This is a genomic window from Flammeovirgaceae bacterium SG7u.111 (genome assembly GCA_034044135.1).
Classification (GTDB): domain Bacteria; phylum Bacteroidota; class Bacteroidia; order Cytophagales; family Flammeovirgaceae.
The window spans coordinates 5,536,994-5,561,829 of record CP139021.1 but is presented as its reverse complement, the minus strand read 5'-3'; the positions used below and the strand labels follow the sequence as shown (position 1 = coordinate 5,561,829).

18 protein-coding genes are annotated in these 24,836 nt (G+C 39.4%); 7 read left to right on the top strand and 11 right to left on the bottom strand.

Features of this window, described 5'->3' with window-relative positions; all coding sequences use genetic code 11:
• Positions 1 to 4: 4 nt before the first annotated feature.
• Positions 5 to 1,069, bottom strand: a complete 1,065-nt coding sequence (locus R9C00_21655; GenBank protein ID WPO34308.1) for a sialidase family protein — start codon at positions 1,067 to 1,069, stop codon at positions 5 to 7.
• Between the two features lie 395 nt (positions 1,070 to 1,464).
• Here R9C00_21655 and R9C00_21650 point away from each other — a divergent pair, with 395 nt between their 5' ends.
• Together R9C00_21650 and R9C00_21645 are read left to right on the top strand one after the other, a co-directional pair.
• Positions 1,465 to 2,010, top strand: coding sequence for a biopolymer transporter ExbD (locus tag R9C00_21650; protein ID WPO34307.1), 546 nt, complete (start codon positions 1,465 to 1,467; stop codon positions 2,008 to 2,010).
• 323 nt (positions 2,011 to 2,333) lie between these two features.
• Positions 2,334 to 2,705, top strand: coding sequence for a response regulator (locus R9C00_21645; GenBank protein WPO34306.1), 372 nt, complete (start codon positions 2,334 to 2,336; stop codon positions 2,703 to 2,705).
• 165 nt (positions 2,706 to 2,870) lie between these two features.
• On the opposite strand, the gene R9C00_21640 is transcribed toward R9C00_21645, so the two are convergent.
• Positions 2,871 to 6,005: a hypothetical protein gene (locus R9C00_21640; protein ID WPO34305.1), complete on the bottom strand. Its 3,135-nt coding sequence runs from the start codon at positions 6,003 to 6,005 to the stop codon at positions 2,871 to 2,873.
• A 940-nt stretch (positions 6,006 to 6,945) separates the two neighbouring features.
• Between R9C00_21640 and R9C00_21635 the strand changes: the two genes are divergently transcribed.
• A complete protein-coding gene (locus tag R9C00_21635) occupies positions 6,946 to 8,181 on the top strand; it encodes a M48 family metallopeptidase (protein WPO34304.1) in 1,236 nt (411 codons plus the stop codon).
• A gap of 140 nt (positions 8,182 to 8,321) precedes the next feature.
• On the opposite strand, the gene R9C00_21630 is transcribed toward R9C00_21635, so the two are convergent.
• The gene (locus R9C00_21630) at positions 8,322 to 9,920 is read right to left on the bottom strand and encodes a carbohydrate-binding domain-containing protein (GenBank protein WPO34303.1); all 1,599 of its coding nucleotides are present in this window, start codon (positions 9,918 to 9,920) and stop codon (positions 8,322 to 8,324) included.
• Between the two features lie 556 nt (positions 9,921 to 10,476).
• Here R9C00_21630 and lpcA point away from each other — a divergent pair.
• Positions 10,477 to 11,055, top strand: coding sequence for a D-sedoheptulose 7-phosphate isomerase (gene lpcA / locus R9C00_21625; protein ID WPO38786.1), 579 nt, complete (start codon positions 10,477 to 10,479; stop codon positions 11,053 to 11,055).
• 180 nt (positions 11,056 to 11,235) lie between these two features.
• Positions 11,236 to 12,519 (top strand): TIM barrel protein, encoded by a 1,284-nt coding sequence (locus R9C00_21620; GenBank protein WPO34302.1) that lies wholly within the window; start codon positions 11,236 to 11,238, stop codon positions 12,517 to 12,519.
• A 119-nt stretch (positions 12,520 to 12,638) separates the two neighbouring features.
• On the opposite strand, the gene R9C00_21615 is transcribed toward R9C00_21620, so the two are convergent.
• From R9C00_21615 to R9C00_21605, 3 genes are all read right to left on the bottom strand, one after another.
• Positions 12,639 to 13,781 carry a nitrilase-related carbon-nitrogen hydrolase gene (locus R9C00_21615; GenBank protein ID WPO34301.1) on the bottom strand — a complete coding sequence of 381 codons (1,143 nt, stop codon included), beginning with the start codon at positions 13,779 to 13,781 and terminating at the stop codon, positions 12,639 to 12,641.
• A 238-nt stretch (positions 13,782 to 14,019) separates the two neighbouring features.
• Positions 14,020 to 14,427, bottom strand: coding sequence for a YkvA family protein (locus tag R9C00_21610; GenBank protein ID WPO34300.1), 408 nt, complete (start codon positions 14,425 to 14,427; stop codon positions 14,020 to 14,022).
• Positions 14,428 to 14,617: 190 nt separating this feature from the next.
• On the bottom strand, positions 14,618 to 16,120 hold the full coding sequence (locus R9C00_21605) for a hypothetical protein (protein ID WPO34299.1): 1,503 nt from the start codon (positions 16,118 to 16,120) through the stop codon (positions 14,618 to 14,620).
• 469 nt (positions 16,121 to 16,589) lie between these two features.
• On the opposite strand from R9C00_21605, the gene R9C00_21600 reads away from it, so the two are divergent.
• Entirely contained in the window at positions 16,590 to 17,018 is a 429-nt protein-coding gene (locus R9C00_21600) for a beta-carotene hydroxylase (protein ID WPO34298.1), read from the top strand.
• A gap of 189 nt (positions 17,019 to 17,207) precedes the next feature.
• On the opposite strand, the gene R9C00_21595 is transcribed toward R9C00_21600, so the two are convergent.
• From R9C00_21595 to R9C00_21585, 3 genes are all read right to left on the bottom strand, one after another.
• Positions 17,208 to 19,751, bottom strand: coding sequence for an ATP-binding protein (locus R9C00_21595; protein ID WPO34297.1), 2,544 nt, complete (start codon positions 19,749 to 19,751; stop codon positions 17,208 to 17,210).
• A 219-nt stretch (positions 19,752 to 19,970) separates the two neighbouring features.
• Positions 19,971 to 20,246, bottom strand: coding sequence for a hypothetical protein (locus tag R9C00_21590; protein WPO34296.1), 276 nt, complete (start codon positions 20,244 to 20,246; stop codon positions 19,971 to 19,973).
• 108 nt (positions 20,247 to 20,354) lie between these two features.
• The gene (locus tag R9C00_21585) at positions 20,355 to 22,451 is read right to left on the bottom strand and encodes a polysaccharide lyase 8 family protein (protein WPO34295.1); all 2,097 of its coding nucleotides are present in this window, start codon (positions 22,449 to 22,451) and stop codon (positions 20,355 to 20,357) included.
• Positions 22,452 to 22,627: 176 nt separating this feature from the next.
• Here R9C00_21585 and R9C00_21580 point away from each other — a divergent pair, with 176 nt between their 5' ends.
• On the top strand, positions 22,628 to 23,461 hold the full coding sequence (locus R9C00_21580) for a maleylpyruvate isomerase family mycothiol-dependent enzyme (protein ID WPO34294.1): 834 nt from the start codon (positions 22,628 to 22,630) through the stop codon (positions 23,459 to 23,461).
• Positions 23,462 to 23,630: 169 nt separating this feature from the next.
• On the opposite strand, the gene R9C00_21575 is transcribed toward R9C00_21580, so the two are convergent.
• Both R9C00_21575 and R9C00_21570 read right to left on the bottom strand, forming a co-directional pair.
• Entirely contained in the window at positions 23,631 to 24,314 is a 684-nt protein-coding gene (locus R9C00_21575) for a CAP domain-containing protein (GenBank protein WPO34293.1), read from the bottom strand.
• Positions 24,315 to 24,374: 60 nt separating this feature from the next.
• Positions 24,375 to 24,833 carry a DinB family protein gene (locus tag R9C00_21570; protein ID WPO34292.1) on the bottom strand — a complete coding sequence of 153 codons (459 nt, stop codon included), beginning with the start codon at positions 24,831 to 24,833 and terminating at the stop codon, positions 24,375 to 24,377.
• Positions 24,834 to 24,836: the final 3 nt, after the last annotated feature.

Genomic DNA, 24,836 nt, shown 5'->3' with positions numbered 1-24,836 from the left:
GTCGCTAGTGTGGCCACACCTCGTTTTCTATCATTTTGCTTTTCAGTTTAGAAGGATCTATCACTACATGCTTAATTTTTTGCCTGTTCCATGTATATACTATGTGGACTAGTCCTTGGCTATCTTGAATAACTGCGGGAGAAGAGTACTCACCTTTTTCTTTATCCAATATCAATGCCGCTTTCCAGTGTATTCCATCGTCAGATATGCTAATATTTAAAGGGGAACGATTTCCTTTTGATTTGTTTTTTTGCTTATGGCTATGATTGTAAACAAGTAGTTGCATGCCATTTTTAAGTGTAACGGCGTCAATTCCTGCATTCGGGTTTGGTAAGCCAGTTGAGGTTGGTTCACTCCAACTTTTGCCGCCATCTTCTGACCAAGAGGATAAGATATACCCAGATTTGCTTCGGCAAAGAGCTTGTAATCGATCATTTGGGTGGCGTAAAATACTTGGTTGAATAATTTGATGCTTTTTATCATTAATAGGAGCAGTAATAGCCCAAGTTCTTCCCCAGTCGGTACTACTTTCAAAGTGTACTTTCCATCCATTATGTTCAGTGCTGGAAGGGCATATTAACGTGCTGTCTGGCAGAAGTATAGGCTTGTTTGATATAGGTCCTAAAATATCTTCAGGAAGGCGGTAAGCTTTACGCCAAGTTTGCCCACTATCTTTAGATTTTTTTAGCATACCCCACCACTCAGCAGAGTTGGGACCTACTTTGTAGAAAAGAAGCAAATGCCTTCCTGGTACTTGGTATAGTACTGGATGCCAAGTGGGATGGCTTTCTCCAGTATTTTGAATGCCATTGGCTATAGGTATTGGGTCTGTCCAATTTCCCCCTTCTTTTCGGCTTAGCCAAATCTCAACATTATTGTACTTTTCCTCGGGTATTCCGTACCAAGCTACTACCAATCCGCTGTCGGTTTCTACAATTGTTGCAGCGTTACTTTCTTCAAATAGAGCATCTCCATAAATGAATTCTTCTGATATAATTGGCGAGTTTTGGGAAAAAGTTGGATGTAAATAAAATAGGATGCAAATGATAACAGCAGAAAGGAGTTTCATTAGTTTTTCTTCGTTGAATTACAGCTTCAGTTGTAATAGGATACTGCTAAGCACACGGGAGGGTTACAATAAATGCAAATAATATTAATATTCTATACTTTGCTTATCTATGTTCGAGCAGCCAGATTATAGAAATAATAGGAGCTGCTCTCTTTTTTTGATCGGAGGTTTTTTTTGTGAAATTTTTTTATGGTATTCAGAGGAATTGTTAAAAATATTTGATAATTTCCTTTTCATTACCTCTATTAAACATGCCTTAGGCAAAAAATGAGTGGTTGTGATTTGGCGAGATCTTGACTCTCCTTTGTTTATAGAAGTAACTCTTGCAGAAGGTTTAAGAGTTTTGGCAACCCATAGTTTACAGTATTTTAAAATTCAACAAAACTGTTTTTACTATGGGATTTCTTAAAAATAGAGCAAAGACTGAAGTGAGCTCTGGTTCAATGGCAGATATTGCATTTTTGTTACTAATCTTTTTTTTAGTTACAACTACAATTGCTTCAGATAAGGGGATTTATGTTCAACTACCTCCTAAAGTAGAAGAACCTCCTGTGTTTGATGTGAAGGCAAGAAATATTCTTGATGTGAGGCTAAATTCCAAAGATTTACTATTGGTTGAGGATGAGCAAATTCAATTAGCAGAGTTGAAACGTTCTGTTAAAAACTTCATAGCAAATAATGGCGAAGACTTGGCTCTTTCGGAAAGCCCTAAGAAGGCGATCGTTTCTATCAAAACAGATAGAGGGACAAGTTATGAAGTATATATTTTAGTGCTCGATGAAATCAAAAAGGCATATAATGAGCTTAGGGCAGCTCATTTAGGAATATCTATTGATGAATATTTGGTACTTGATAAAAAAGGCTCTGAAAGAGAAAAGTCAATGTACCAAGAAGCAAAGGAGATTTTCCCTTATCAAGTTTCCGATGCAGGGGATTGGTAAAGATTATTAGGATTAATTTTTCAGCGATTCCACGCCTCCATCTGTGTGTCAGTTGGGGGCGTCTCTTACAAGTTAAATCTATTTACTGCATGTAGTATTTTAGATGAAAAAGGACATTATTAGTCAGGTGTTTTAGTTAAAAATTGTATCAGTTAAAGTTGTTTTTAATTCAATATTTCCCTGAAATGGTATTAAGGATTGAATAATTAAACATTCTAAAAACAACTTAGCCTCAATACATAAGTCGAATTGAAATGCAATTGATTTTCATTCCACCGTTGATAATTAAACGATAGATGTAATATCTTACAAAGAAACTAAGTATGAAAGAGAATATTACCTTACTTTATGTTGATGATGAGCCAATAAATCTTGAATTGTTCGAGATTAATTTTGGGATAAAATACCGAGTGATTACAGCCTTAAATGGCGATGAAGGGTTACTTAAAATAGCCCAAAATCCAGATATCACAATCGTTATAAGCGATATGCAAATGCCAGGGATGAACGGAGTAGAGTTTATCGGAAAAGCTAAAAGTAGAAACCCAGAGCTTACTTGTTACATACTGACTGGCTATGCACTTACCGAAGAGATCGGTAATGCGATTAAAAGAGGAGAAGTAAGTAAATATTTTGGAAAACCTTTGGATCTGGTTGATTTAGAGGAATCGATAGATAGTTGTCAGAAAGTTTAACTTATTTATAATCATATTCAAAGAGCCGCCTAGTAATTACTAGGCGGCTCTTTGTGTTTATGCTAGTTTAATAAGAATATCAATTTTGGTTTGAATGAAAAAATAAAAGCACCTAGGTTTCAAGTCTAGGTGCTTTTGTGGTATATGGACTTTTATCAGTTTTTATTAGAATTTGTTGACTAGTGTGATGTCCTTGAACACCATTCTAGATTCGTTATTGGCATCGTCTTTATATTTGACGAATACTCTTTTCAAACCTTCTGTAGGTTCTAAATCCCACTCTTTAGTTGCCGAATATGGCTCCCAAATTGCGCCCTCAAATTTTGGGCTATTTGAAATTTTCATATAGACAGCCTTTCGAGCTTTGAGAGTTAATTGTACCCTCGCATCTTCAGTGGAAGTTGCTCCATTATTTATTTTGATATACTGAGCAATAGGAGGCTCTGTGTCAAGTGTGATTCTAGCATTGGCAACATCTGATTCGTTACCTGCTTGATCTCTAAATTTCACATATAATACTTTAGAACCATCTCCACCCACTAAAGTCCAGTTTTTAGTTGGTTTGTATTTTTCCCAACGTGTTCCTCCTCTAAAATGGGGGCTATTACTTACCATCATCTCAATTGCATCTTCTGCTTTGAGTTCGAGTGATACATTATGTGTTTTATCATTGGTGAATTCCGCACCACCATTTATGATCAGCTCTTCTCCAAAAGGTTCTTGTCTATCGAGCATAATACTTGCTACAATAGGGCTAGTTTCGTTTTCTGCCTCATCTTTAAATTTAGCATAAACTTTCTTTTCGCCATCTTCCCCATCTAACGGCCAATTTTGGTAAAAGCCTTCATATTTAATCCAACCTGCACCATCAAAGTTCTGTGAGTTGCTTAACATCATATGAGTTGCTTCCATTGCGTAAAGCTGTAAGTTAACAAACCCACTGACATCAGTACAGTATTGAGCTCCTCTGTTGATAGTAATGCGACCTTCTTTTGGTGCTTGCCTATCAATACCTATTCTAGCATGCGCTGTTTTTGAAACGTTACCTATAGCATCTCTGAATTGAACAAACACAGTTTTTAAACCATCAGGTCCTGTAAGTGTCCAGTGTACTTCCTCTGCATATGGGATCCATTCTGCTTCACCATCAATTTCTTTAAAGTCAAACCTGTTTCCCAAGCGCATGGTCGTCGCATCTTCGGCGTACAGCTTAAGCTTAACTTTTTTGTTAGCATTATTAGTGATGCTGCTTCCTTCGTCAATTTCGATAGTGCCTTCTTTTGGAGGAGTCCTATCAAGGTGAATAGAATCGGCTACAGGAATAGATATATTACCAGCTTCATCTTTAAATCTTACAAAGACTTGCTTGTTGCCATCATCTCCTGCAAGTACCCAGTTGAAGTTTTTAGGTGAATAACTTTGCCATCTTGAATGTTTGAAGTCATCTGAGTTGCTTATTTGCATTAGTTTTGCCTCTTTTGACTTTACTTTTACCAAAACAACTTTGTCAGGGTGCATGGTGACCTCATTTCCTTTGTCTACAACAATAGTACAGTCAAATGGAGGTTTTCTATCAAGTAAAATATTGTCTACCTCAGGCTCAGACATATTGCCCGCCATATCTTTAAACTTTACCACAACACTCTTGATTCCATCTTCACCATCAAGCTTCCAATTAGTGTGGGTTTTATAAGGTTCCCAAGTAGCTCCCTCAAAAGTCGGGTCATTACTAATCATCATATAGTTAGCACCCCGAGCAAAAAGTTGGAGTTTAACTTTTTTATCAATATCAGTGCAGTATTCTGCATTATTGTCGATCATGATTTTAGCATCAACAGGTGCTTGAGTATCTACTACAGCTTTATCGGTTGCTACTGTAGACACATTACCGGCTCTATCTCTGAATTTTACAAATACAGCTCTGTCTCCATCATTGTTGCCGCCAAGTTCCCAGTTAGTCAATTTAGGCTTATACTTTTCCCATTTCGCTCCGTAGAATGTGCTCACGTTACTTACCATCATATAGTCTCCATCAACTGCACTGATTTCCAAGTCAACTACTTTGGCATCGTTACTGATAATTGTGACACCCGCAATGCTGTCATATTGAGCATCTGGAGTGACAATTCTGATGAATGGATTGCTTGGAGGTGTTTTATCTAATATGATATCGTCTGAATAAACTTTCGATTCATTTCCGGCAGGATCTCTGAATTTTACAAAAACAGTTTTATCTCCATCAACATCTTCAACAAGCCATGTTGGGATTTGCTGGGTATAACCTTGCCATTTTGAGTATTTGAATGTGCTATCATTCGAAATCATCATTTCGGTAGCGCCGGTAGCTAATATTTTTAGGTGAAGATCTTGGTAGCTTCTTGTGTACTTGCTTCCGTTGTTTACTAGAATAAGCCCATTTTTAGGTGCTTCTGTATCTACAAGAATATAGTCAGAAACGATGCTAGATTGGTTACCAACGGCATCTCTAAACTTGATAAATACTTCTTTTTTACCGTCTCCTGGGGGAAGTTCCCATGTAAATGAATCTTTATATTCTTCCCAGCCTTCGCCACCTCTTACAATCATCTCAGATGCACCAGTTGCTTTAGCCTTAACTGTAACTACTTTTTTATTAGTATATGTAGCATCTTTTTCGATTTCAACTTTACATTGGTTAGGAGGAGTGAGGTCAAGAATGATCTCAGCTGAAGCAAGTGCAGAGATATTACCAGCTTTGTCCATGTATTGGGCAAAAATCTCTTTTACACCTTCCATAGGGCTTAGTTTCCAAGCTCTTACTCCTTTCCTGTACGCTACCCATGGTGATCCAAGGAAGTCATTTCTATTACTGACTCTCATTTTCACTACATCGTCAGAACTAGTAGTAAGCTCAAGCTGCACTACTTTCATCTTATTGTTGGTATACTGCTTTCCCCCATTCACCATTATATCCGGATCTTGTGGTGGAAGCCTATCCAACTCGATGGTAGCAGTTACAGTTTCGGAAATGTTGCCATCACCATCCCTGAACTTAGCGTAAATAGTTTTTACACCATCTTCACCTCCAAGTCTCCAATAAGGCTTGCGTGGTTCATATGGCTCCCATCGGGCACCAGTGTAACTACCATTATTGCTGATCATCATGTCTTTAGCCCCTTTTGCTTGAATCGTAAGGGAGACTTTTTTCTCTTTATTATTGGTCACCGTCTCGTCATTGTTGATGATTATTACCCCTGTCAAACCCTGACCAAAAGATTTGAAACCTATTATAAGTAATACGAGAAGAAGCTTTATCTTCATAGTTCTTAGTTTTATTCGTTAGTTGCAGAACTAAAGTCATTACGCATTTTTCCTGCATATAGTATTTAGGTGTATTTCAACCTTTTTTCCATTTTTAGGATGCGTTTAGTCTCACTGCGTAATTTTTTTATAACTTTTCGAGAATCTATTATTTAACTTCAATCTATATCGAATACATATCCAGTATGGATAGAAAAAAAGAATCCATAATTTTTAGGTATGTAATACCATTTAAGCTTATGTGATGAGTGTAGTAGGGTAGGAATTGATAAACGGCTTGTTTGGCTTGGGTTAATGGTTATGGAATAATGTTTTGCTAGTTATTTGAAAAACCCTCGCTTTTGTACATTATTTGGCAAACCATATACCATTTGTATGCTCAAGAGGCTTTAGCCAATGGAGGCTATCAGGTTAGATAGTGAGATAAAAATAAATTTTTGTCTCTGAACAATCTCCAAATATTGGAAACTTTCCTTTTTTTTAGCCTGCTGTACCCAATTGGGAAACCTTTTTTTGATTGATTATTTTGGTTTAATCTGGATTTCTTGTGTTTTCAGTATCTAATACGCTCTTAATGAAATATTATTTTGACAAGTCCGAGCGAGGTATGTGAACAAAATCTATTTTTGTTTATCTTATATCGTTTGGCGACAATGTAAGGTTTTGGGGGATTTAAGTAAAAAAACAGAAAGGTTTTTCAGTTTATTAACGATTGTTTAAAGACCTCCTTCTCATATTAAGAGACCGATGTTGCTAATTGGGAGTTGAGTTCTGGATCATGTATTTTATTAATAAAACTATTGGTAAGGCTTTAAGGGGCTTAAGAAGATTTTTGAATAACTTGGCGGTTATAGCTAATTTCTCCAACTTTGCCCCTATCTTGTTGTTTATGCCTTCAAGAAAGTGAAAATCGAAAACTATACTTATCAGGATTAAATTTATGAGCCAGACATTATTATATATAATCATTGCCATAGTAGTGGCAGAATTTGCACTAGAAAGAATATTAGATTTTCTCAACCAAAAGAACAGAAGTACAAAGCTTCCCGAAAGTTTAAAGGGCATTTATGATGATGAAAAGTATGCCAAATCACAAAAGTACTCAGCTGCGAAAGATAAGTTAGCGCTTTATTCAAGTGCTGTAAGTTTGGTTGCGGTTATTGTCATGTTACTAGGTGGGTTTGCTTGGCTAGATTCCTTTGTGGGGACTCAAACTGAGAGTTCACTTCTGCAAACACTGCTTTTCTTTGCCATAATAGGAGTTGGTTCAGATATTTTGGGTACACCTTTCGGTATTTACAGCACCTTCGTTATCGAAGAGAAATTTGGGTTCAACAAGACTACCCCAAAAACATATATAATTGATAAGATAAAAGGTTGGGTGCTTGGTGCTATTATAGGAGGCCTGTTGCTAACCGTATTTATTTGGTTCTACGAAGCATTCAGAGAATACTTTTGGCTGTATGCGTGGGTTATTTTTATGGCGTTTACCATTTTTATTACCATGTTTTACACTAATCTTATCGTTCCTCTTTTTAATAAACTTACCCCGTTGGAAGATGGAGAGCTAAGGCAGGCTATTGAAGCTTATGCTAAGAAAGTAAAGTTTCCCCTCAAAAATATCATGGTAATTGATGGCTCAAAAAGATCTACCAAGGCAAATGCTTATTTCAGTGGATTGGGCGGGGCAAAGAATATTGTATTGTACGATACGCTTATCGAAAAACAAGAAACTGAAGAGTTGGTATCTGTTTTGGCACACGAAGTAGGGCATTATAAAAAGAAACATACGCTTCAAGGCTTAGCTATTTCTTCGGCTACCATGCTTCTTACTTTATACATTTTGAACCTTGTGGTTGATAACCCTGTGTTGTCCCAAGCATTGGGCGCCGATGCTCCCAGCTTGCACATGGGCCTAATCGCTTTTTCTATTTTATACAGCCCGCTCTCAACCGTTACTGGGCTTATAATGAATGTGTTTTCTAGAAAGAATGAATTTGAAGCAGATGAATATGCGGTTAAAACTTCTTCTGGTTCAGCTCTTCAATCTTCGCTTAAGAAACTTTCAGTAGATTCTTTGAGCAATATGGAACCTCACCCAGCTTATGTTTTCTTTTATTATTCACACCCTCCACTCCTCAAGAGGTTGGATGCCATGGCTAAAGTCAAAATATAATAAAAGACCTTTTATAAAAAGGAAAACTCCTTGTAGCATGCTACAAGGAGTTTTTTTAGTATGTAATCTGTTTCAGTGATTACTTGTTGAAACCTGAAATTGGCAATAAATAGTCGACATTTTTTACCTCAGATTTTCAATTAATACCTTATTAACTTGATGTTCTCATTAATGTTTTGACAATCCGATAGATTTAAGAAGAAAATTCCAGTTTTTAGGTTTAGGGTAGAAATGTCTATGGTTTTCTCTCCAAACCCAACCTCAGATTGGAACGATTCTGAAAAGACTGTTTTTCCTGAAATTTCATAGATCCTTAGGTTTACATTGCCGGCTTTTTCCAGTTTATAAGAAACGCTTAATCTATCGGTCACCGGGTTTGGATATACTTTTACTCCATTGCTAAAAGCTACCGTACTTTTTGTTGAAGGTTCTTCAGCTACTATTGTGGCTTCTTCTATCATCATTTCTTCATCCATTCCGTCGGTGAAGTCGAAGATTAGGAAACCGTTCCACCACATTGCTCCAGGAAAGTCAGTAATATCTTCACCATCTAAGGCTCCTCTGTCATAGGTAACCGATTTAGAGCTTGCTACCAACGTTTTAGAGCCAACAGTAATCGATTCTATGTTTAAGTTTCTGTCAATTGCCCCTCTTGAAGCATCATTGTAGAACTCTACAATTACCGTATCTACATCGTCCATTCCCATGGTCGATTCGAAGATATAATCTTCAAGGCTGGCTGTAGAAGAGGTGTCCCCAACTATTTCCCCGTTTACATAAACCCTGAATTTGGCAAACTCTCCGTCAAGGGCAGTGCCAGAAGTTTTAACTTTCACACCTTCCACTGGCATCATTGATTTTACATCAAATATCAAGAATCCGTTCCAGTACATTTGTTTACGGGGAGAAATAGTGGCAATATCCTCACCGTCAAGTTCTCCTCTATCGTAAGTCACGTTAGAAGCTAGGGGAGAGAATTCCATATCACCAATTTTGAGTAGGTCAACTGTTAAATTCCTATCAGCTCTTCCTTCAGATGCATCATTGAAGAAATGGATAGCCACATTTTCAATTTCCGAAGGTTTCAAAGAGGTTTCGAAACTATAAGGCATGATTGAATTTGTAGTCATTACCTCTTCACCAACCATATCCCCGTTCACATATACTTTGAAGCTAGCAAATCCTCCTTTAGCCTCGGTGCCAGAGGCATAAACCGTAATTGGGGTTGGAGGTGGTGGTAATAATACCATATCAATTACATGTATAACACCATTGGAAGCAATTATATCTGCTGGGTCAATGTTTGAATCGTTTACTTTTATACCCATTTCATCAACAGTAAACTCCAACGTTTGATTGGCTAAAGTCAAGAGTTCTTGGCCGTCTTCAATATCCATAGAATACACATCTGGGTTTGCTACATGGTAAAGTAACACTGTTGTAAGCAAGTCCAATGGGATATCTCCAACACTATCCACACCTAAATCCATAAATAGCTTTTCGAAAGCGGCATTAGTTGGTGCAAAAACGGTAAATGGTCCTTCGCCATTCAATGCATCCACTAAACCTGCTCTGACCAAGGCATCCACAAGGATGCTGAAGTCTTCATTTTCTACAGCTATATCTACTATAGTAGTCGAGTCATTTTGAGCGTGGCTAAGGTTAAGTGACAAAAGAAGGCATAGATGAGCAAGCATCACCTTCATAAAGGGATTGAGTTTTTGTAAATGGTGTGACATAACTTAAAATCTTTAAGTGTTAGAAGGTTAAACTAAATGTTTTGATAAAGGCAACATGGCTTAAACTATTTTTAGAGGATAGTTTAAGTGCTTGTTTTCTCTAAGCACTCGTACTTAAAGAACAGAATATGTTAGTTTTGCTCAACTATTTCCCAGTAGCTAGTAACTAGTGTAAGTAGGTTTGTTTTCTCTTTTCGAAAAGAAGTTGAAGACGTTTGGTAGGAGCTTATTTTAAAATGTTTGTATATCTGTCATTACAATTGTCGAATATTCAAACACATCAATTATAGCTAGATAAAAGTTTGTTAGATAAAATTGTTTAACAATTCTTTGTTTTTTGTGAACAAAATATAATAAAATAACTTCTTTTGTTTTTAGCAATGCTCACACAAACGTTACCACGCTACTATTATCAAATAAGTATACGTCTGAAAGTAAAGATATTTCAATCGTACATAAAGAGTTGATTATCAATGTAGTTTTGTTTGCTCTCGCTGTATATGCGTGAGTAGCAATACTTGAGTACAAAAAATACCAGAATATTTCCATTATGAATATGCAAGAAATCATCACCAATGAACTACAAGAGGCCCAAAAGGTATTAGAAGTATTCCTTAGCGACCCAAAACACATTTCAACTATCGAACAAATAGGGCATTTGATGGCAGATGCTATCAACAATGGCAAAAAAATTATTTCATGTGGCAATGGTGGCTCTCACTGCGATGCTATGCACTTTGCCGAAGAGCTTTCTGGTCGTTACCGCGACGAAAGGGCATCTTTGCCGGCCATTGCTATTTCAGATCCCAGCCATATTTCATGTGTCGGAAATGATTATGGGTTTGAACATATTTTTTCAAGGTTTGTAGAAGGTTTGGGAAGTGAAGGTGATGTGCTATTGGGTATTAGCACAAGTGGCAACTCTCAAAATGTAATAAATGCTTTTGAAGCGGCCAAAAGAAAAGGAATGGTTACTGTATTGCTATCAGGGAAAAATGGTGGAAAGCTAGCGCCTATGGCAGATGTAGCAATTGTTGTCCCTCATATGGGCTATGCAGATAGAATTCAAGAAATACACATCAAAATTATCCATATCCTGATTCTTCTTATTGAAAAACTGACAGGAAATGCTTAGAAACTGTTTGTAAATCAACTTTTTCAAACAGCTTACGCAATACATACTAACCAATTCAGGGTATGGCGTTTTTCTAGGCTCGTCCATTGTAGATGAGCCCAGAATACTTTATTTTCAAAGAAAATTTATTATAACGACGAAAATGAGCTGAAATAAGACTCATTAAAAACCCCAGTTAATATGATTATAGACAAAACTGCCATTTCGGAGCATAACGACGTTTTGGCAAAAGAACAACAAAGTGACTTTGAGTTTATAGCCAATAAACTCGACAAAAAGGGATTAGATGTAAAAAATATCCTTCAAAAATTAGTAGATTTCCAAGTGGCAATTCCCAGTTGGGCTTTAGGTACAGGTGGGACAAGATTTGGCAGGTTTCCAGGAGGAGGAGAGCCAGGTACGTTGGAAGACAAACTACTCGATGTAGGCTTGTTACATGCCCTCAACCATTCTAGCGGAGCTATTTCTCTACATATTCCGTGGGATATTCCAGAAAATGTTTCAGGAATCAAAAACTTAGCAGATTCATTGAAGTTGAAGTTTGACGCAGTCAATTCCAACACATTTCAAGACCAGCCCGACCAAGCATTGTCTTACAAGTTTGGCTCGTTGAGCCATGCCGATGCAGGTGTGAGACAGCTGGCAATAGATCACAATATAGAGGTTATTAAATATGGAAAAGAGCTGGGTTCAAAAGCACTAACCGTTTGGCTGGCAGATGGCTCTTGTTTCCCAGGTCAAAATAACCTGCGAAAGGCACTGAAAAATACACTTTCATCTTTGGGTACTATCTACGATTCCCTACCAGAAGACTGGAGGGTGCTCATAGAGTACAAACCTTTCGAGCCTAATTTTTACTCGACAGTGATTCCTGATTGGGGTACTTCACATTTGCTGTGTAGCAAGTTGGGTAAAAAAGCATTGAGCTTAGTCGATTTAGGCCACCACTTGCCCAATACCAACATTGAGCAAATTGTGGCTACACTCATGATGGAAGGGAAGCTTGGCGGTTTCCACTTCAACGATTCCAAATTTGCCGACGATGACTTGACAGTAGGTTCTATAAAACCTTATCAGTTATTCTTGATATTTAGTGAGCTGGTAGAGGGAATGGAAGACCCAGAAAGTATCAATCCTTCTATTGACTGGATGATAGATGCAAGTCACAATCTCAAAGATCCTTTGGAAGATCTTTTACAGTCTGTAGAAGCAATTAAAATTGCCTATGCTCAAGCTCTGATTGTGGATAGAAAGGCACTGGAAACAGCTCAGATGAGCAATGATGTTGCTGTAGCCCAAGAACTAATGCAAGAGGCTTTCCGTACAGATGTGAGGGCACTTCTAGCTGAGTCGAGGAGACAAGTAGGAGCTGCTATCGATCCGTTGAAATTATATAGAGAAGCTGGCGTAAGAAACCAATTGATTGGGGAAAGAGGTGAATTATCACTTGCTACTGGTTTGTAGCCTGACCTTTTTTGAACTTCAAAACTTAGCCCCAATACTCGTGTCAATACGAGTATTGGGGCTTTTTTATGAATTGCTATTGCGGACGAAGGTACTTCCAGTCCGCTTTTTATTTCTTTCTACATCCACACATTTATAATACTACTACCTTCTACCTGAAACCCCTTCGTCACTTCGCCTTCATTTATCACTATAGAATGACCTTTGGTCTCTAAGTCCCAAATATTGCCTCTAAAGAACACGTTGAACCCGTTTTCAACACCTACCACTTTCATTTTGGCAGCTAAGGCATAGTTGATACAAACATCTTCCAAAGGAGCTTTATCAATCCATTCAATTTCGAGTAGGCTGGGAGGGAGTTGTTGTTTCACTAATCCATTTCCATCTTTCTTGTTTTTTCTTCCTACTATCATGCAAGAAGGGACCAAAATACAATCTACATCCATTTGGGCAAACCGCTCATAATGCTCGCCATAAAAAGAATCGTGGCTAATTAGCACACCTGTTTTTCCTGTTGGAAGATCAAAAACAGGCATTTTGTAGTTTTCTGGCTCGGAAACAAACGATAGGATTTGGTGAACTGGAGCACGGTTGATGATCAATTCAGAGTATGCTTTTCCATCAGGTCCATAAATCACTGATACATTATAAAAGTGTCCTTTTTCCCCTACGGTAAGTTTGCCATCTACAATTTTCGGGTCGGGAAGTGTGATGCTTCCTGCTACCACGGTCACATCATATTTCTTTGCCATCGAAGAAAAAACATAGCCGTAGATTTTAGCCATTCTTTCGGCTTTGAGGGCAAATAATTTCTTATTGAGGATTTTTTGTTTGTGCAGAGGGCTTACGTCTTTATTCATCAAACCCTTAAAATTGTCGAGGGACATCTGCCTAAGAGCAGCATTGAAGCTGTACTTGTAATAAACCTCTGGGTTTTCGTCGAGGGCGACCAACCAAGTGCCTATGTGCTCAGGCAATACTACTACGGTTTTTTCATCAAAGAAATACTCTTTTTGGGCTTTAGAGAAATACTGATCTATTTTTTCATAAAAATTCTCAAAATTGGCATAATCAGCGGTCTCCATAAATGGTTGAATGCCCACTAAGTTACCTTTATGATGATCTTCGCCAATCTCAGAAATTTCCTTTAAGTGCAAGTCAATTTCGTGCTGTTCAAGCTTCTTCTCTTTGAAGCCCCAAAGCAGGTAGATTGTTGCCGCAATTGTGGAAAATATGAATACGAGCCTTAATGCTTTCATCATTGCTTAATTAAGTTGAAAATCAAATTTCATTAAGCAAGAGGTCAATGAGTAAAGAGTTTTGCTTTCATTCCTTCAAATATAAGGAATTAGAAGCTTAAAAGAGAGGGGGTATAAGAAAGACTGATTTTCTTACACAATAAATAATTGTTATTTATAAGAGAGGTAGCCTATTTAACGAATGCTAGTTCAAAAGGTTGATTTGTTTGGTTTAATAAACTGATGTAAAGGGTTTTAAAGATTAAGAGGTCTCCTCCTTTTTTATTTTGTCATCTACTTCTGCCAATACGGCTTCATCGTATTCCCCAAACCAAATAGCGAGCTTTTCCTTAGCCCTAAAGCGTACTTCTGGGGTAATATAAAAAGCAACTTGTGTGAGGGCAAACAGCAAAGCTGCAATGTCGTCTGTGTAGCCAACCATTGGGATTAGGTCTGAAACGGCATCGAATGGGAAAAGAAAATAGCCTATTGCGCCAACAATGAGCGCCTTACTTTTTTGAGGAAGCTCTTTCGACTGTAATGTGTAGTATAATAGCAGAACCATATACATTACGTTCACCCCAACTTTGGAAGCAATCTTCTTTATTTTCTTCCAAAAGGTGTTTTCATTGTAATGTTTTACAAACTTTTCGTACTTGATCTTTTTCATAAGAGCATGTCAATTGGTTGCTTTTACTTAAGTCTACTTGAACAACTGTAACTCGTTTACCTAAAATAAAGTTTCTCCCTCAGCTAACCAATAGATACTTGATGAACGGGAATATTTGTCAATTGAACAAAAAATAAGCCCTGCCTTAGTCTAATAACCAAAGCAGGGCTCAATTCGGGGTTTGAAGTGGTTAAAACTGATTAGTAACCATTGTCAAAAATTCTTTGGTGGTGTCATCGCTCACATCCCAGTTATACGTTCTCATATATTTGGTTTTAAGCAGTTCCATTGCTTTTTGATAGTCGGAACATTGTTCTATCAAATCAAGAGCATTATTGAATTCAGCATTGTCTCCAGCAAACAAGTCATTTTGGTAGCGGAATTTCATATTGAGCGACATGTTGCTTCTGATGTCGTTTTTTTTGGTGTGGCCTAGTTTTTCCAAAAGCGATTGGTAGTGGGAGTTGTCCGAGTCATCTTGTGATTCGTCACCTTTGTCCTCATCACCTTCATCCTCGGTCGTGCCACCTAGTTTTTCCAATACGGTAGAAGCAGCCGCTGGTGCCGGAGTTGCTTCCTCTTCTTTTTTAACTTCTTCTACTTGCGGAGTTTCGTCTTTCTGCGCATTGGGCACAGTCGCCTTCTCCACTTGAGGAGCCGCTTCTTCTATTTTACTCGGATCTAGTAAAGGATCTGGAGTCTCTTTTACCTCATCGGTTTCAAAAAAGTCGTTAGATTCCTCTGGCTCACCTACTTTCACCTCGGGTGTGGAAGGCTCCATGCTGGCGGGTATGTCAAATTCCGAAAACTCATCCTTATTCTCTTCAGCAGGAGGAGTAGACTCAGGTTTGTTGGCCATTTCATCTATCAGCGGGCTTTCCTCTTCCTTGTTGGTAAGCATAGATTCCAGTTCATCCACTAATCCTTCTCCTTTTTTAGAAGGTTCAGTAGTTTCCAAATCCTCAAACTCATACTCACCGCTATCTTCTAGCCCGACCCCTGAAAGGTCAAAGCTGGTTTCTTCAAGCACATTGGAAGGTTCGCGCTCCACGTCTTCTTTCAGCCCGTCAACTATATCGCTCAGCGACAAAGGTGTTACTTGGTCAAATGTTTTGATTACATCTTCACTTGGGCTAAAGTTGGCGTCGTTTGATTCAAATATGGTTTCCAAAACAGCACTTGCATCTTCTATAGAAAGCTTATTTCCCTTCGATTTCAACGCCTTGAAGAATGTTTTACATTCTTTGTGCTGGACTATGAAGTATTGGGCAACAGGGGCTACTTGCTTTTTGAAATTGATTTTTTCATCAAACTGACCTAAGAACTTTTCGAAAAAAGCTTTTGGGGAAACACTCAGAAGCAGACAGTCTTCGGTAGCTTCTTGGATAAGCTCTTCTAAGTCTTCTTTGCCTATTTTAATGTTTTTAGACAACAAGCTCATTAGTGTATTGAGGGCTTGCTTTACCTCGTCAGACGAATAATCAAAATAAGGGCTTACCAAGTTTTTGGTTTGCGACTGCCATTTTTCGTAAATGATCCTTACTAAAAAGAGATTTACTTGCTTCACTTCGGTAGCGTTCACAAGTTCTTTACCGCTTACAAAATGCTTGTTTTCAAATATTTTAGTGGTTGAGACAGAGGCGAACTCCCGTGCATATGAGGTTATGGCAGAATCGTTAGGTTTGATCTTCATCTTTATGGTTAATTAAGTGTCTGCTATTGAGGAATTATGGTTTTTTATCGCTAATTCATAAAATTAGTAGATATATGGCAAAATAGGAATATTATTTTGAGTAAAATAATTTGATAGATGTTTTTTTAAGCTATTGATAATCAAAGTGTATATTGCTTTTCCAACAAAAACAATGCTCTAGTTGTTTAATCTAGGAATAATGCAACGCTGGGCTGTTTATCAAGTATGCAGATGCTGAAAGGCTGCTGGATGTTGTGTGTGTTAAATTTTCCTAAGTAAGCTCTATCGCTTTGTTGCAAATTCAACTATCTGCAGCGGAAAGGTTGCTTGCAGTCGTTTTTCCGAATAGTCTGGCTATTTTTGCGGTTTTTATAAACAAATGTGCTTCTCAAGCGGTAGTTTCGCTATACATTAATTTTTGTCCATTATGTTACTCAATATTCTTCTTTGCGTTGGAACATTTTTTTTCATGGAAGGTGTAGCTTGGTTTACCCACAAATACATCATGCATGGCTTTCTTTGGGTTTGGCACGAATCTCACCATCAAATTAGGCATGGCATGTTCGAGAAAAATGACTTGTTTGCAGTCGTATTCAGTTTGCCTGCCATTGTCCTCATTTTTATTGGCTCAGAAAACCCAAACCTTAGGGAATTGATGTTTGTTGGTTTTGGTATTACAGGCTACGGGCTTTTTTACTTTATTTTCCACGATATCATTGTTCACCGCCGAATCAAGATTAAGTACAAAGCGAAGACGGAATACATGAAACGTATTATGAATGCGCATTATGTACACCATGCGGTACACTCTAAAGAAGGAGCAGAAGCATTTGGTTTTTTGTATGCACCGAAAAAATACAAGCTTAAAAAAGGGCAAAAAGAAAAGCAGCTTAGCTAAGTGCTAAAGATATTTGCAGCGCTGCTATTAGTTACTGATTTTTTACAGCTGAATAATAGGTTGATATACTGTGTTTTAATCCCTTTTAATAGAAAAGACAGTTCACTTTTTAATTTAAAACTAGCAACAAGGGATATTCAATCGTAGTAAAATTCGATACGAATGGTTAGTTCAAAGCATCTGAATCTATTAAGCGAGCTCATTCTCTATTTTCCCATGGATATCCTCGGCTATTTTTACCGCTTTGTCAACTGTCGATTTTAATCTCCTTTCGTCTTGTCCTTTGGGCGCTAGCCCCATCAGCTCCAAATCTTTCAGAAGCGGGATCATAGGTTTTACTTGCAAGTTTTCATAAGCGTGCAGCATTTTATGGGAAAGGGAAGAAACTTCTTTCCAATCGCTTTGCAGTGCGGCTTTCTTGAACGAACTAAGGTTTTGCTGGTTGTCAGATAAGAAAATAGACAATACCTCGGCTAGTGCTTCGGGGTCATCTCCCGTGAATTTTTTGAAATTGTCCAAAGAGTATGCCTTAGCTTCACCATTCTTTTTCCCATTCTTAGCTTTTGGCTTTTCCAGTCGCTTTTTAGTGTTCGAAATGTGGGAATTTACCTCCTCTATGGTACCGACTTCTAGCACGTTTGCTAGTTTTTCAAACATTTCTACTTCCTTAAAAGGCTTGAGTAAGAAGTCGTTGATACCTGCTTTTTTATATTCTTCAAGGTCACCTCGCATCATATTCGCCGTAAAGGCCACCACAGGGATATTTGCTTTTTGCTTGTCTTGCAGCTTGCGAATGGCTTTTGTGAGGTCTAGCCCACTCATTTCAGGCATCTGCATGTCGGTGAGTACTAGGTCGAACTCACTATCCGTCATTTTTCGGAGGGCATCGTGCCCATTGAGGGAAGTTCCAGTGATGACTCCCCATTTGTTGAGGATGATCTGGGTGAGCCTCATGTTTAACGGGTCATCGTCCACTACCAACAAGCGTTTACCTGAAAGCAGACTTCCGTTTACCTCTTGTGGCCTTTCGTGGGTTTTTACCTCTTTTTCACTCGATTTAGGATAAGAAATAGATACGGTGAAAGAAGTACCTTCTCCTGGGGTGCTATCGAAAGATATTTCTCCATCTTGCATTTTGAGGAGTTTTTTACAAATTGCCAAGCCCAAGCCCGTTCCGCCATATTTGCGGGAAATGGAAGAATCTGCTTGAGAGAAATCTTCAAAAATGGCACTTTGCTTATCGGCAGGAATGCCGATGCCAGTATCGTTCACATAGATTTTTAGGGCCACTTCTTTTTTCGTTTCTTTTTCTATTTCGCATTCAACTTCAACAAAACCTTCTTCCGTAAATTTTACCGCATTTTGGATCAGGTTAAAAAGCACTTGGCGCAAGCGAGTAGGGTCGCCTGATAGAATTTGGCTAGTCCCTTCGCCCATAAAATACTTGAGGTCTAAGTTTTTCTCTTTTGCCTTTAGGCTAAGGGCATCGCAGACTTCTTTCACTACCAAATCAGCTCTGAAAGGAACTGATTCCATGTTGAGTTTCCCAGCCTCAATTTTTGACATGTCCAAAATATCGTTTACCGTAGCCAGCAAATGCTCCGAAGAATTGCGGACAGCTGTAAGGTATTCTTGTTGCATACCGTTGAGCGGAGTGTAGGCAAACTGTTCGGTAAAACCCATGAGTGCATTGAGCGGAGTCCGAATTTCATGGCTCATGTTTGCCAAAAATTCTTCCTTTGCATTTTTCAAAAACTCAGCCCGCCTTTTCTCCTTAATAAGCATTTTTTGGTAAAAATCACTTTTGGAGATATCGGAGAAAATGAGGTACACGAAAATCCCCACACAGATCAAAGCCAGTACGGTGACAGCTAAAAGGGCATAGGTAGAAGTTTTGATCACCGACCTGGCTTCGTTTGCTTTTTGGTAGCCAGTAAACCGTGCCTCATCTTGTAGCGAGTCGATAATTTGCTGGATTTTGGTCATCAACCCCGCACTTTGCCTCAGCAAGTTGATCTCTCGGCGGGTCATGTAGGCATTGATGTTTCCTTCTTTTTTGAGTGCGTTGGAGAGGATACGTTCAACGCTCTCTACTTCCATTTTGGGCTTGTCCTCTTTTTCATACAGCCTAAGTGCTATAATGCGGTATTTACGGTAAATCAGAGGAAGGCTAATTGGGTCAAGGTCGGGGATTTCTTCTGCACGCGATTTTTTTGCTAAGCTTTTTATGAGCTGTTTTTCTTTTTCTTTTTCCAATTTGTTTACCACTGCCGTGAGCGGATCTTTGAGTTTGGCATAATTCCGTTCTTTCATGAAATTAACCAGGCCTTTCGATTCGGTACGGAGCAGGGTAGCTATGCTGTCTATTCTTACACGTTGCTTAAAATTATTTGCAGGGTGCTTTTTTAAAGAGTCTATTTCAACATAAATCATATCAACCGTCGACTGGTAGGTTTTGTAAACCGAGTCGTCTTGGTTGAGTGTATATTCCCGAATCATATTATCCGCATCGGCAACGTCCGCCCTTATTTTGTTGAGCATCAGTAAGCGAGTATCCCGCTCGGCAAGGCGCTCTACGGAATCTTGCAAAAGGGAAAAACTTACATAGGTCACCAGCACCGCAATGGCTACGGCACCGCCCACAGAGGCAAATCCCAGAATGACTTTCCTTTTTATTTCCCCGTCATTCGGCTGCTTGTTGTCAGTTTTCTTCTTGTTAAATAAAAACTTCATAGGCTCAGTTTCCCTTTCATAAGGAATCGCGTTATTTCTTCTCTAAAAAAACAAAAGTAAAGGTATGCACCGTTTGGACAAACAGATGCATTGCTTGCGTAAGTCAGGCTTGTGGAATAGAAGTTTGGGACAATCTTAACAAATATAACTATTTTGAGGGAAATGTATCGTACCTATTTTTCAGCTTTAAGGTTAGGTATTTGACGTAAGCAGTTTGATTTATTCCTCAATCTCACCAGCGTCCAATACATCCTTGTAGAGTTTTTGGCTTTTTTCAGAAAGCTCTTCAGGCTCAAAGTCTATTTCCCTAATGATTTCGAGCAGAGAATTAATACGCCCTTCGAGGGGGAAAAATTTATTGATGATGGCAATTTTGGTGTCTTTCAGCACGCAATAGCCCGATTTGAAATTTCCTTTCTCGTAGCGTAAAATATACTCTGTTTCTCCCACAAGGTCCTCAAGCTTTACCAAAAATCCTTTTGTGTATTTTATCATGTTACTTTTTTTTGAAGCCCAAATTTATTGATATAATACCAAAGCCTCAAAAATTCTCATTAGGATGAATCCAATACTTACCTGCATTTTTCTATCAATCCTAATTTGTCAAGGCTTTTTACTAAGTGAAAAAGAGACCGCTTTCCCTGCTTCACCTCCTTGTGGTAAGTCGATAGTCACGGTTGTAGACTTCCTTCCTTTATTCGTGATCATTAGGTTAGGATTACTGGAAAGATAAGCGCCTTTCAATGTGAAAGTTAGTGATTCTAACTTATGGGTAGGGTCGCTCGCTACGAAGTTAAATATAGTTTCCCCTTGCCGAGTCACACTCATTACACAAGGCTGTTCCGCTTTTATCTGTACCCGACCAAACTTTGCCAAACTAGCTTGGTGGTACACTGCCATCAGCATGTTTTCATTTCCGACAGCTTGGGTTTCCCCCGAGTTATACACAATTTCCACAGGCTTGTTGCTCAGCAGTTGTTCAAAGTCTTGGGAGTTGATTCTTGGGAAAATATAATAAGCATAACTGGCAGAAGTAGGGTTAGCGCCGTGGTCTATCCAAAGCTTAAACACCTTTCCTCTCACTGGTTTGTCTGATAGTTTTTGGGCTACCTTGTCCCAGCTTCCGCTTACCTCTTCGTTGCTGAGCTGAATTTTAGGGTTTTCTTCAAATACATAAACTACGTTGTCGTGGCGTAGGAAATCAATCTCTGTAAAGGTGTGCCCTCCTTCATTCAATGTTGTGATTTTACCGTTGATTCTTGCCAAGATGTTATCTTTCAGCCAGCTTTGTTGGATGGTGGTTGCTACGGTTTCTGGCTTGGAAGAGCTGATGTCCGTGCCTAGGCAAACGGTTTCCCCATCTACCACAAACCAAGACTTTTTGGCTTCTAACCCATCTTTTTTGTAGTGCATAGTGGCAATGGCGTGTTCGCCGGTGGCAATGCCTCCTACAAAGTCAGTCCCGCCCCAGCTATTTTTGCTGGTTAGCACTGGAAGTTTTTCTTCCAGTTGCAGGGTGGTTGTTCCCGGGATTTTTCTCCAGTCCCATAGTGGAAAAATATCGGTGTATTCTTCGTTGTTTTGATACAAAAAGCTTGCGCCATCGCCCATGTGGTAACCTTGTAAGTTTTCGCTGTTCACAGTTTCTGCGCCTCTCACTCTCCCCGAAGACATTTTTACCGAAAAGTAATAGTGCGGATCTTGGCTTACCAACATATCCGAACGCCAGAAAAACTTCTTCCCCTCAAACCCATTGTCGATTACACTTCTTTCATCAACTATTTTCTCCATAGCTTTGATCGAAGCCAAAGCACTTTCAGCTTTGTGCGAAGGAGTACTTGGGAAAAGTTGTCTTCCACAGGCGCTGATATCCATTTTTTCATGCCATACCACCCAAGCTATTCCATCGAATAGATAATGTTTCAGGATGTCAATTTTTTCCTGTTCAAATTCAAAGTCTGTCCCTTGGGTTACTTGGAGCCAAAAGAGCGTGCTAGAAGCGTAAGAAAGTCCATAATTGCCAAATTGCTGTTGAGGTCCGTGTTGGTGGAAGGAAAAATCAGGTTGGATACCTTCTTTGGTAGAAAGTACTATTTCCTCCTGAATGGAGTTTATCGCCTTTTTTACTTGCTCATCATCACCCCTCAAGGTACTTCTTACTAGCACATTTCCCGAGAGCCAGACCTTGTTTTGCCCCGTCATTTTTATTTGGGCTTTGTCCATTATTTTGAGAGATGCTTGCATGTCGGCAGAGTCAAGTTCTTTTTCCATCAAGATTAGAATAGGGCTGAGACCCATGGGAACTCCTATTTCTTGTTGCCACCAGTTGTCGCTCAAAGGCTCGGTTTTGTTCCAAAAGTCTAACGCTTTTTGGATGCTTTCCAATAAGATTTCAGATTTGAAAAGGCGGTCGGTTGGGGTTTGGTAGGCCGTAGCCAAAATTTTCAAATTTTCGAGATGTTGCCTTGCCGGCCATCCGCTTCTTGCTTTAGATGCATAATCAACTTCTTGCCAAGAGCCGTCTTCTTGCTGGGCTTTGAGAAGTTCGACTACCTCGTTTTTATTAGAATATTGGGAAAGGTATTGCTTGTACAGATTTGCTTTTATTTGCTCAGATAAAGAGTTTTCTACTTGGGCAAATACAAAAAACGGAAGTAATAGAAATGTGAGGGTAAAAAGGCATTTTGGTTTGCGGGACATCAGTGTTTAGTGATTAGTGCTATGGAACGATTGTCGATCTGAAAATACATTACAAAAGGTTTAGATGAAAGAGTTAGAGAGGAAAAGGAGATATAAACTAGATGGAGAAATGGTTTAAACCTTGCATGGATCAATAGGTTTTGACATTTTTGACAGAAGCTTAAAATCACAAAAAAATGAAACCAGTTGCCCAAATTGATACTCTTCCTCTGTTTCCCAAAATCCATGAGGAGCTAATTGCCTTGCTCAAAAGTTTATTACCATCTGATTGGGAAAAGCCAACCGTTTGTTCCAAGTGGTGTGTGAAAGATATTGCCGCCCACCTCTGGGATGGAAATCTCAGGAGGGTAGTTTTACACCGAGATGGCTACTTTTCTAAGGATGTCCCTGAAATAAAATCGAGTGCCGATTTGCTGGCATTTTTGAACCAACTGAACGCAGATTGGGTGCAAGCTTGCAAGCGCCTGAGCCCCGAAGTGCTCATTGAACAACTCGACCAAAGCGGCAAGCAGATGATAGCCGAGTTTGAAAGGTTGGATATGGAAGCCCAAGCGGCTTTTGCCGTTTCTTGGGCAGGTGATACGGTTTCCCCCAACTGGTTCGATATTGCTAGGGAATATACCGAAAAGTGGCACCACCAGCAGCAAATCCGCTTGGCGGTGGGCAAGCCGGGCATCATGAGCAAAGCCTTGTACCTCCCTTTCCTCGATACTTTTATGAGAGGCTTGCCGCATACCTACCGAAATGTGGATGCGTCCGATCAAACCTGCTTGCAAGTAACAGTTCCCGAAGTAGAAGGCAGCTGGTTTCTTCAGCGAGTAGAAGGGAAATGGATGCTGCTATCAGAAACCGATATGGAGCCCAAGGCTAAGGTAAAAGTGCCTGCTGAAATAGCTTGGCGACTTTTTTCCAAAGGGATTTCTAGGGAAGAAGCACTCGGGGTTTCCATCATTAGTGGCGATGAAGAATTAGCCATGCCGCTGTTCAGCATGGTGAGTGTGATGGCATAAAAAAGGGTTTCTGGTTGCGGGTTTTGAAAAGGTATTTCATATTGTCAAAGATTTCCGAAAACTGCGCACAGGGGAAAGAGGGTAGGGGCAAGACCGAAATGGGCTTGTGCGAAAGGTGGCTTGCCCAACCCAGGGCGAGCGATGCGTGAGTGCGCCCGACCACTAAGCTTTACTCCCCTCTTGTTCCAAAGTTTTGGGTAGCCATAAACATCGGGAAATCGTCTTGTTTTTTGGGAGTGTTGTAACGGATTCCGCAGCCTAGGTGTGTAAAGGACTTGTCGAGGATGTTTGCCCTGTGCCCTGGAGAGTCCATCCATTCCTTCACCAGCGATTTTGCAAAGCTAAGGTAAGTATGGGCGGGAACAGGTTCACCTCGGTACGACAGGCTAAAGTAGCCTCCATTTTGTGAGGGGAGATAGTAGGAGTTCTTTTCGCTCATTTGGAGGGCAAAGGTTTGGGCTACATTTTCTGCCAAACCAAGGTTAGTTAGCCCGACCAATGCTAGCCTATCTTTCACAGTTTTCTTTCCCCGTACTTTGCTGTTGTGCCCATAAAAGTTCCGCTCCACCATGTCGGTAGAATGCCCGAAAGCGGCTTCTTCCAGCTTAGCCGAATGCTGGAATACGGGGAGGCGTTTCTTTTTGCGCATGCGGTTGGTCTCGTAAAAAACAGCAGCGTTGAGCAAAGGATAATCAATATTCTTAAAGTCCATCTCGCGCTGGGCTATTGCTAACTCGACAAAAGAATTGAAATCATATTGGCTGTAGAGTCCATCGTGCCAAGGGGAATCTTGGGCTTGGGAAGGAAAAGAAAGACCAACGAAAGTAAAAAGGATTGACAAGGCTAATTTCATAGTAGAATTTTAGGTTTATGATCAATCTCTTATACTATCGTTGGCTCAAATATGTTGCTTTTATTTTTCTCTTAAATAGAAAATATAATCCGTAGGGGGAGGGGTATAGCCCGATTTGCGGATAAATCTCGAAAGACCGTTGCGGTGGTGAGTTCCGTGGTTCAATACGTTGAACAAGATTTCGCTCATGGTATTGTCAAATGGCAAACCTTTGGTGTTTTTATAGCTTATTTTTGAAGCCAAATCACCTTCATTAGCATCTTCTACCAATTTTTTGTAAGCTTCCATCAGTTCGAGGTAATGGCTGAGTGAACCTTCAAAATCGTAGTCAGGAGGTTTGGGAAGAGACATTTCTTTGCCTACCAATCTATCGTACCACATTTGGTTCACATAGATCATATGGTTTAGTCCTTTTACTGGAATTTCACTGTCGTGAATCCCATTGGTCTTCATCGTTTTTGCCAGAAGCTTGGTAGCCCAAACATCATAGTCCACCAGTGACATGAAAAAAGTTTTCATTGG

Excerpts from the sequence above, each read along its gene's own strand:
- R9C00_21570 (WPO34292.1), bottom strand. The coding sequence starts at position 24,833 with ATGAAAACTTTTTTCATGTCACTGGTGGACTATGATGTTTGGGCTACC.
- R9C00_21605 (WPO34299.1), bottom strand. The coding sequence starts at position 16,120 with ATGAAGATCAAACCTAACGATTCTGCCATAACCTCATATGCACGGGAG.
- R9C00_21615 (WPO34301.1), bottom strand. The coding sequence starts at position 13,781 with ATGATGAAAGCATTAAGGCTCGTATTCATATTTTCCACAATTGCGGCA.
- R9C00_21595 (WPO34297.1), bottom strand. The coding sequence starts at position 19,751 with ATGAAGTTTTTATTTAACAAGAAGAAAACTGACAACAAGCAGCCGAAT.
- R9C00_21600 (WPO34298.1), top strand. The coding sequence starts at position 16,590 with ATGGAAGGTGTAGCTTGGTTTACCCACAAATACATCATGCATGGCTTT.
- R9C00_21610 (WPO34300.1), bottom strand. The coding sequence starts at position 14,427 with ATGAAAAAGATCAAGTACGAAAAGTTTGTAAAACATTACAATGAAAAC.
- R9C00_21630 (WPO34303.1), bottom strand. The coding sequence starts at position 9,920 with ATGTCACACCATTTACAAAAACTCAATCCCTTTATGAAGGTGATGCTT.
- R9C00_21655 (WPO34308.1), bottom strand. The coding sequence starts at position 1,069 with ATGAAACTCCTTTCTGCTGTTATCATTTGCATCCTATTTTATTTACAT.
- R9C00_21650 (WPO34307.1), top strand. The coding sequence starts at position 1,465 with ATGGGATTTCTTAAAAATAGAGCAAAGACTGAAGTGAGCTCTGGTTCA.
- R9C00_21620 (WPO34302.1), top strand. The coding sequence starts at position 11,236 with ATGATTATAGACAAAACTGCCATTTCGGAGCATAACGACGTTTTGGCA.
- R9C00_21640 (WPO34305.1), bottom strand. The coding sequence starts at position 6,005 with ATGAAGATAAAGCTTCTTCTCGTATTACTTATAATAGGTTTCAAATCT.
- R9C00_21590 (WPO34296.1), bottom strand. The coding sequence starts at position 20,246 with ATGATAAAATACACAAAAGGATTTTTGGTAAAGCTTGAGGACCTTGTG.
- R9C00_21645 (WPO34306.1), top strand. The coding sequence starts at position 2,334 with ATGAAAGAGAATATTACCTTACTTTATGTTGATGATGAGCCAATAAAT.
- R9C00_21580 (WPO34294.1), top strand. The coding sequence starts at position 22,628 with ATGAAACCAGTTGCCCAAATTGATACTCTTCCTCTGTTTCCCAAAATC.
- R9C00_21585 (WPO34295.1), bottom strand. The coding sequence starts at position 22,451 with ATGTCCCGCAAACCAAAATGCCTTTTTACCCTCACATTTCTATTACTT.
- R9C00_21575 (WPO34293.1), bottom strand. The coding sequence starts at position 24,314 with ATGAAATTAGCCTTGTCAATCCTTTTTACTTTCGTTGGTCTTTCTTTT.
- R9C00_21635 (WPO34304.1), top strand. The coding sequence starts at position 6,946 with ATGAGCCAGACATTATTATATATAATCATTGCCATAGTAGTGGCAGAA.
- lpcA (WPO38786.1), top strand. The coding sequence starts at position 10,477 with ATGCAAGAAATCATCACCAATGAACTACAAGAGGCCCAAAAGGTATTA.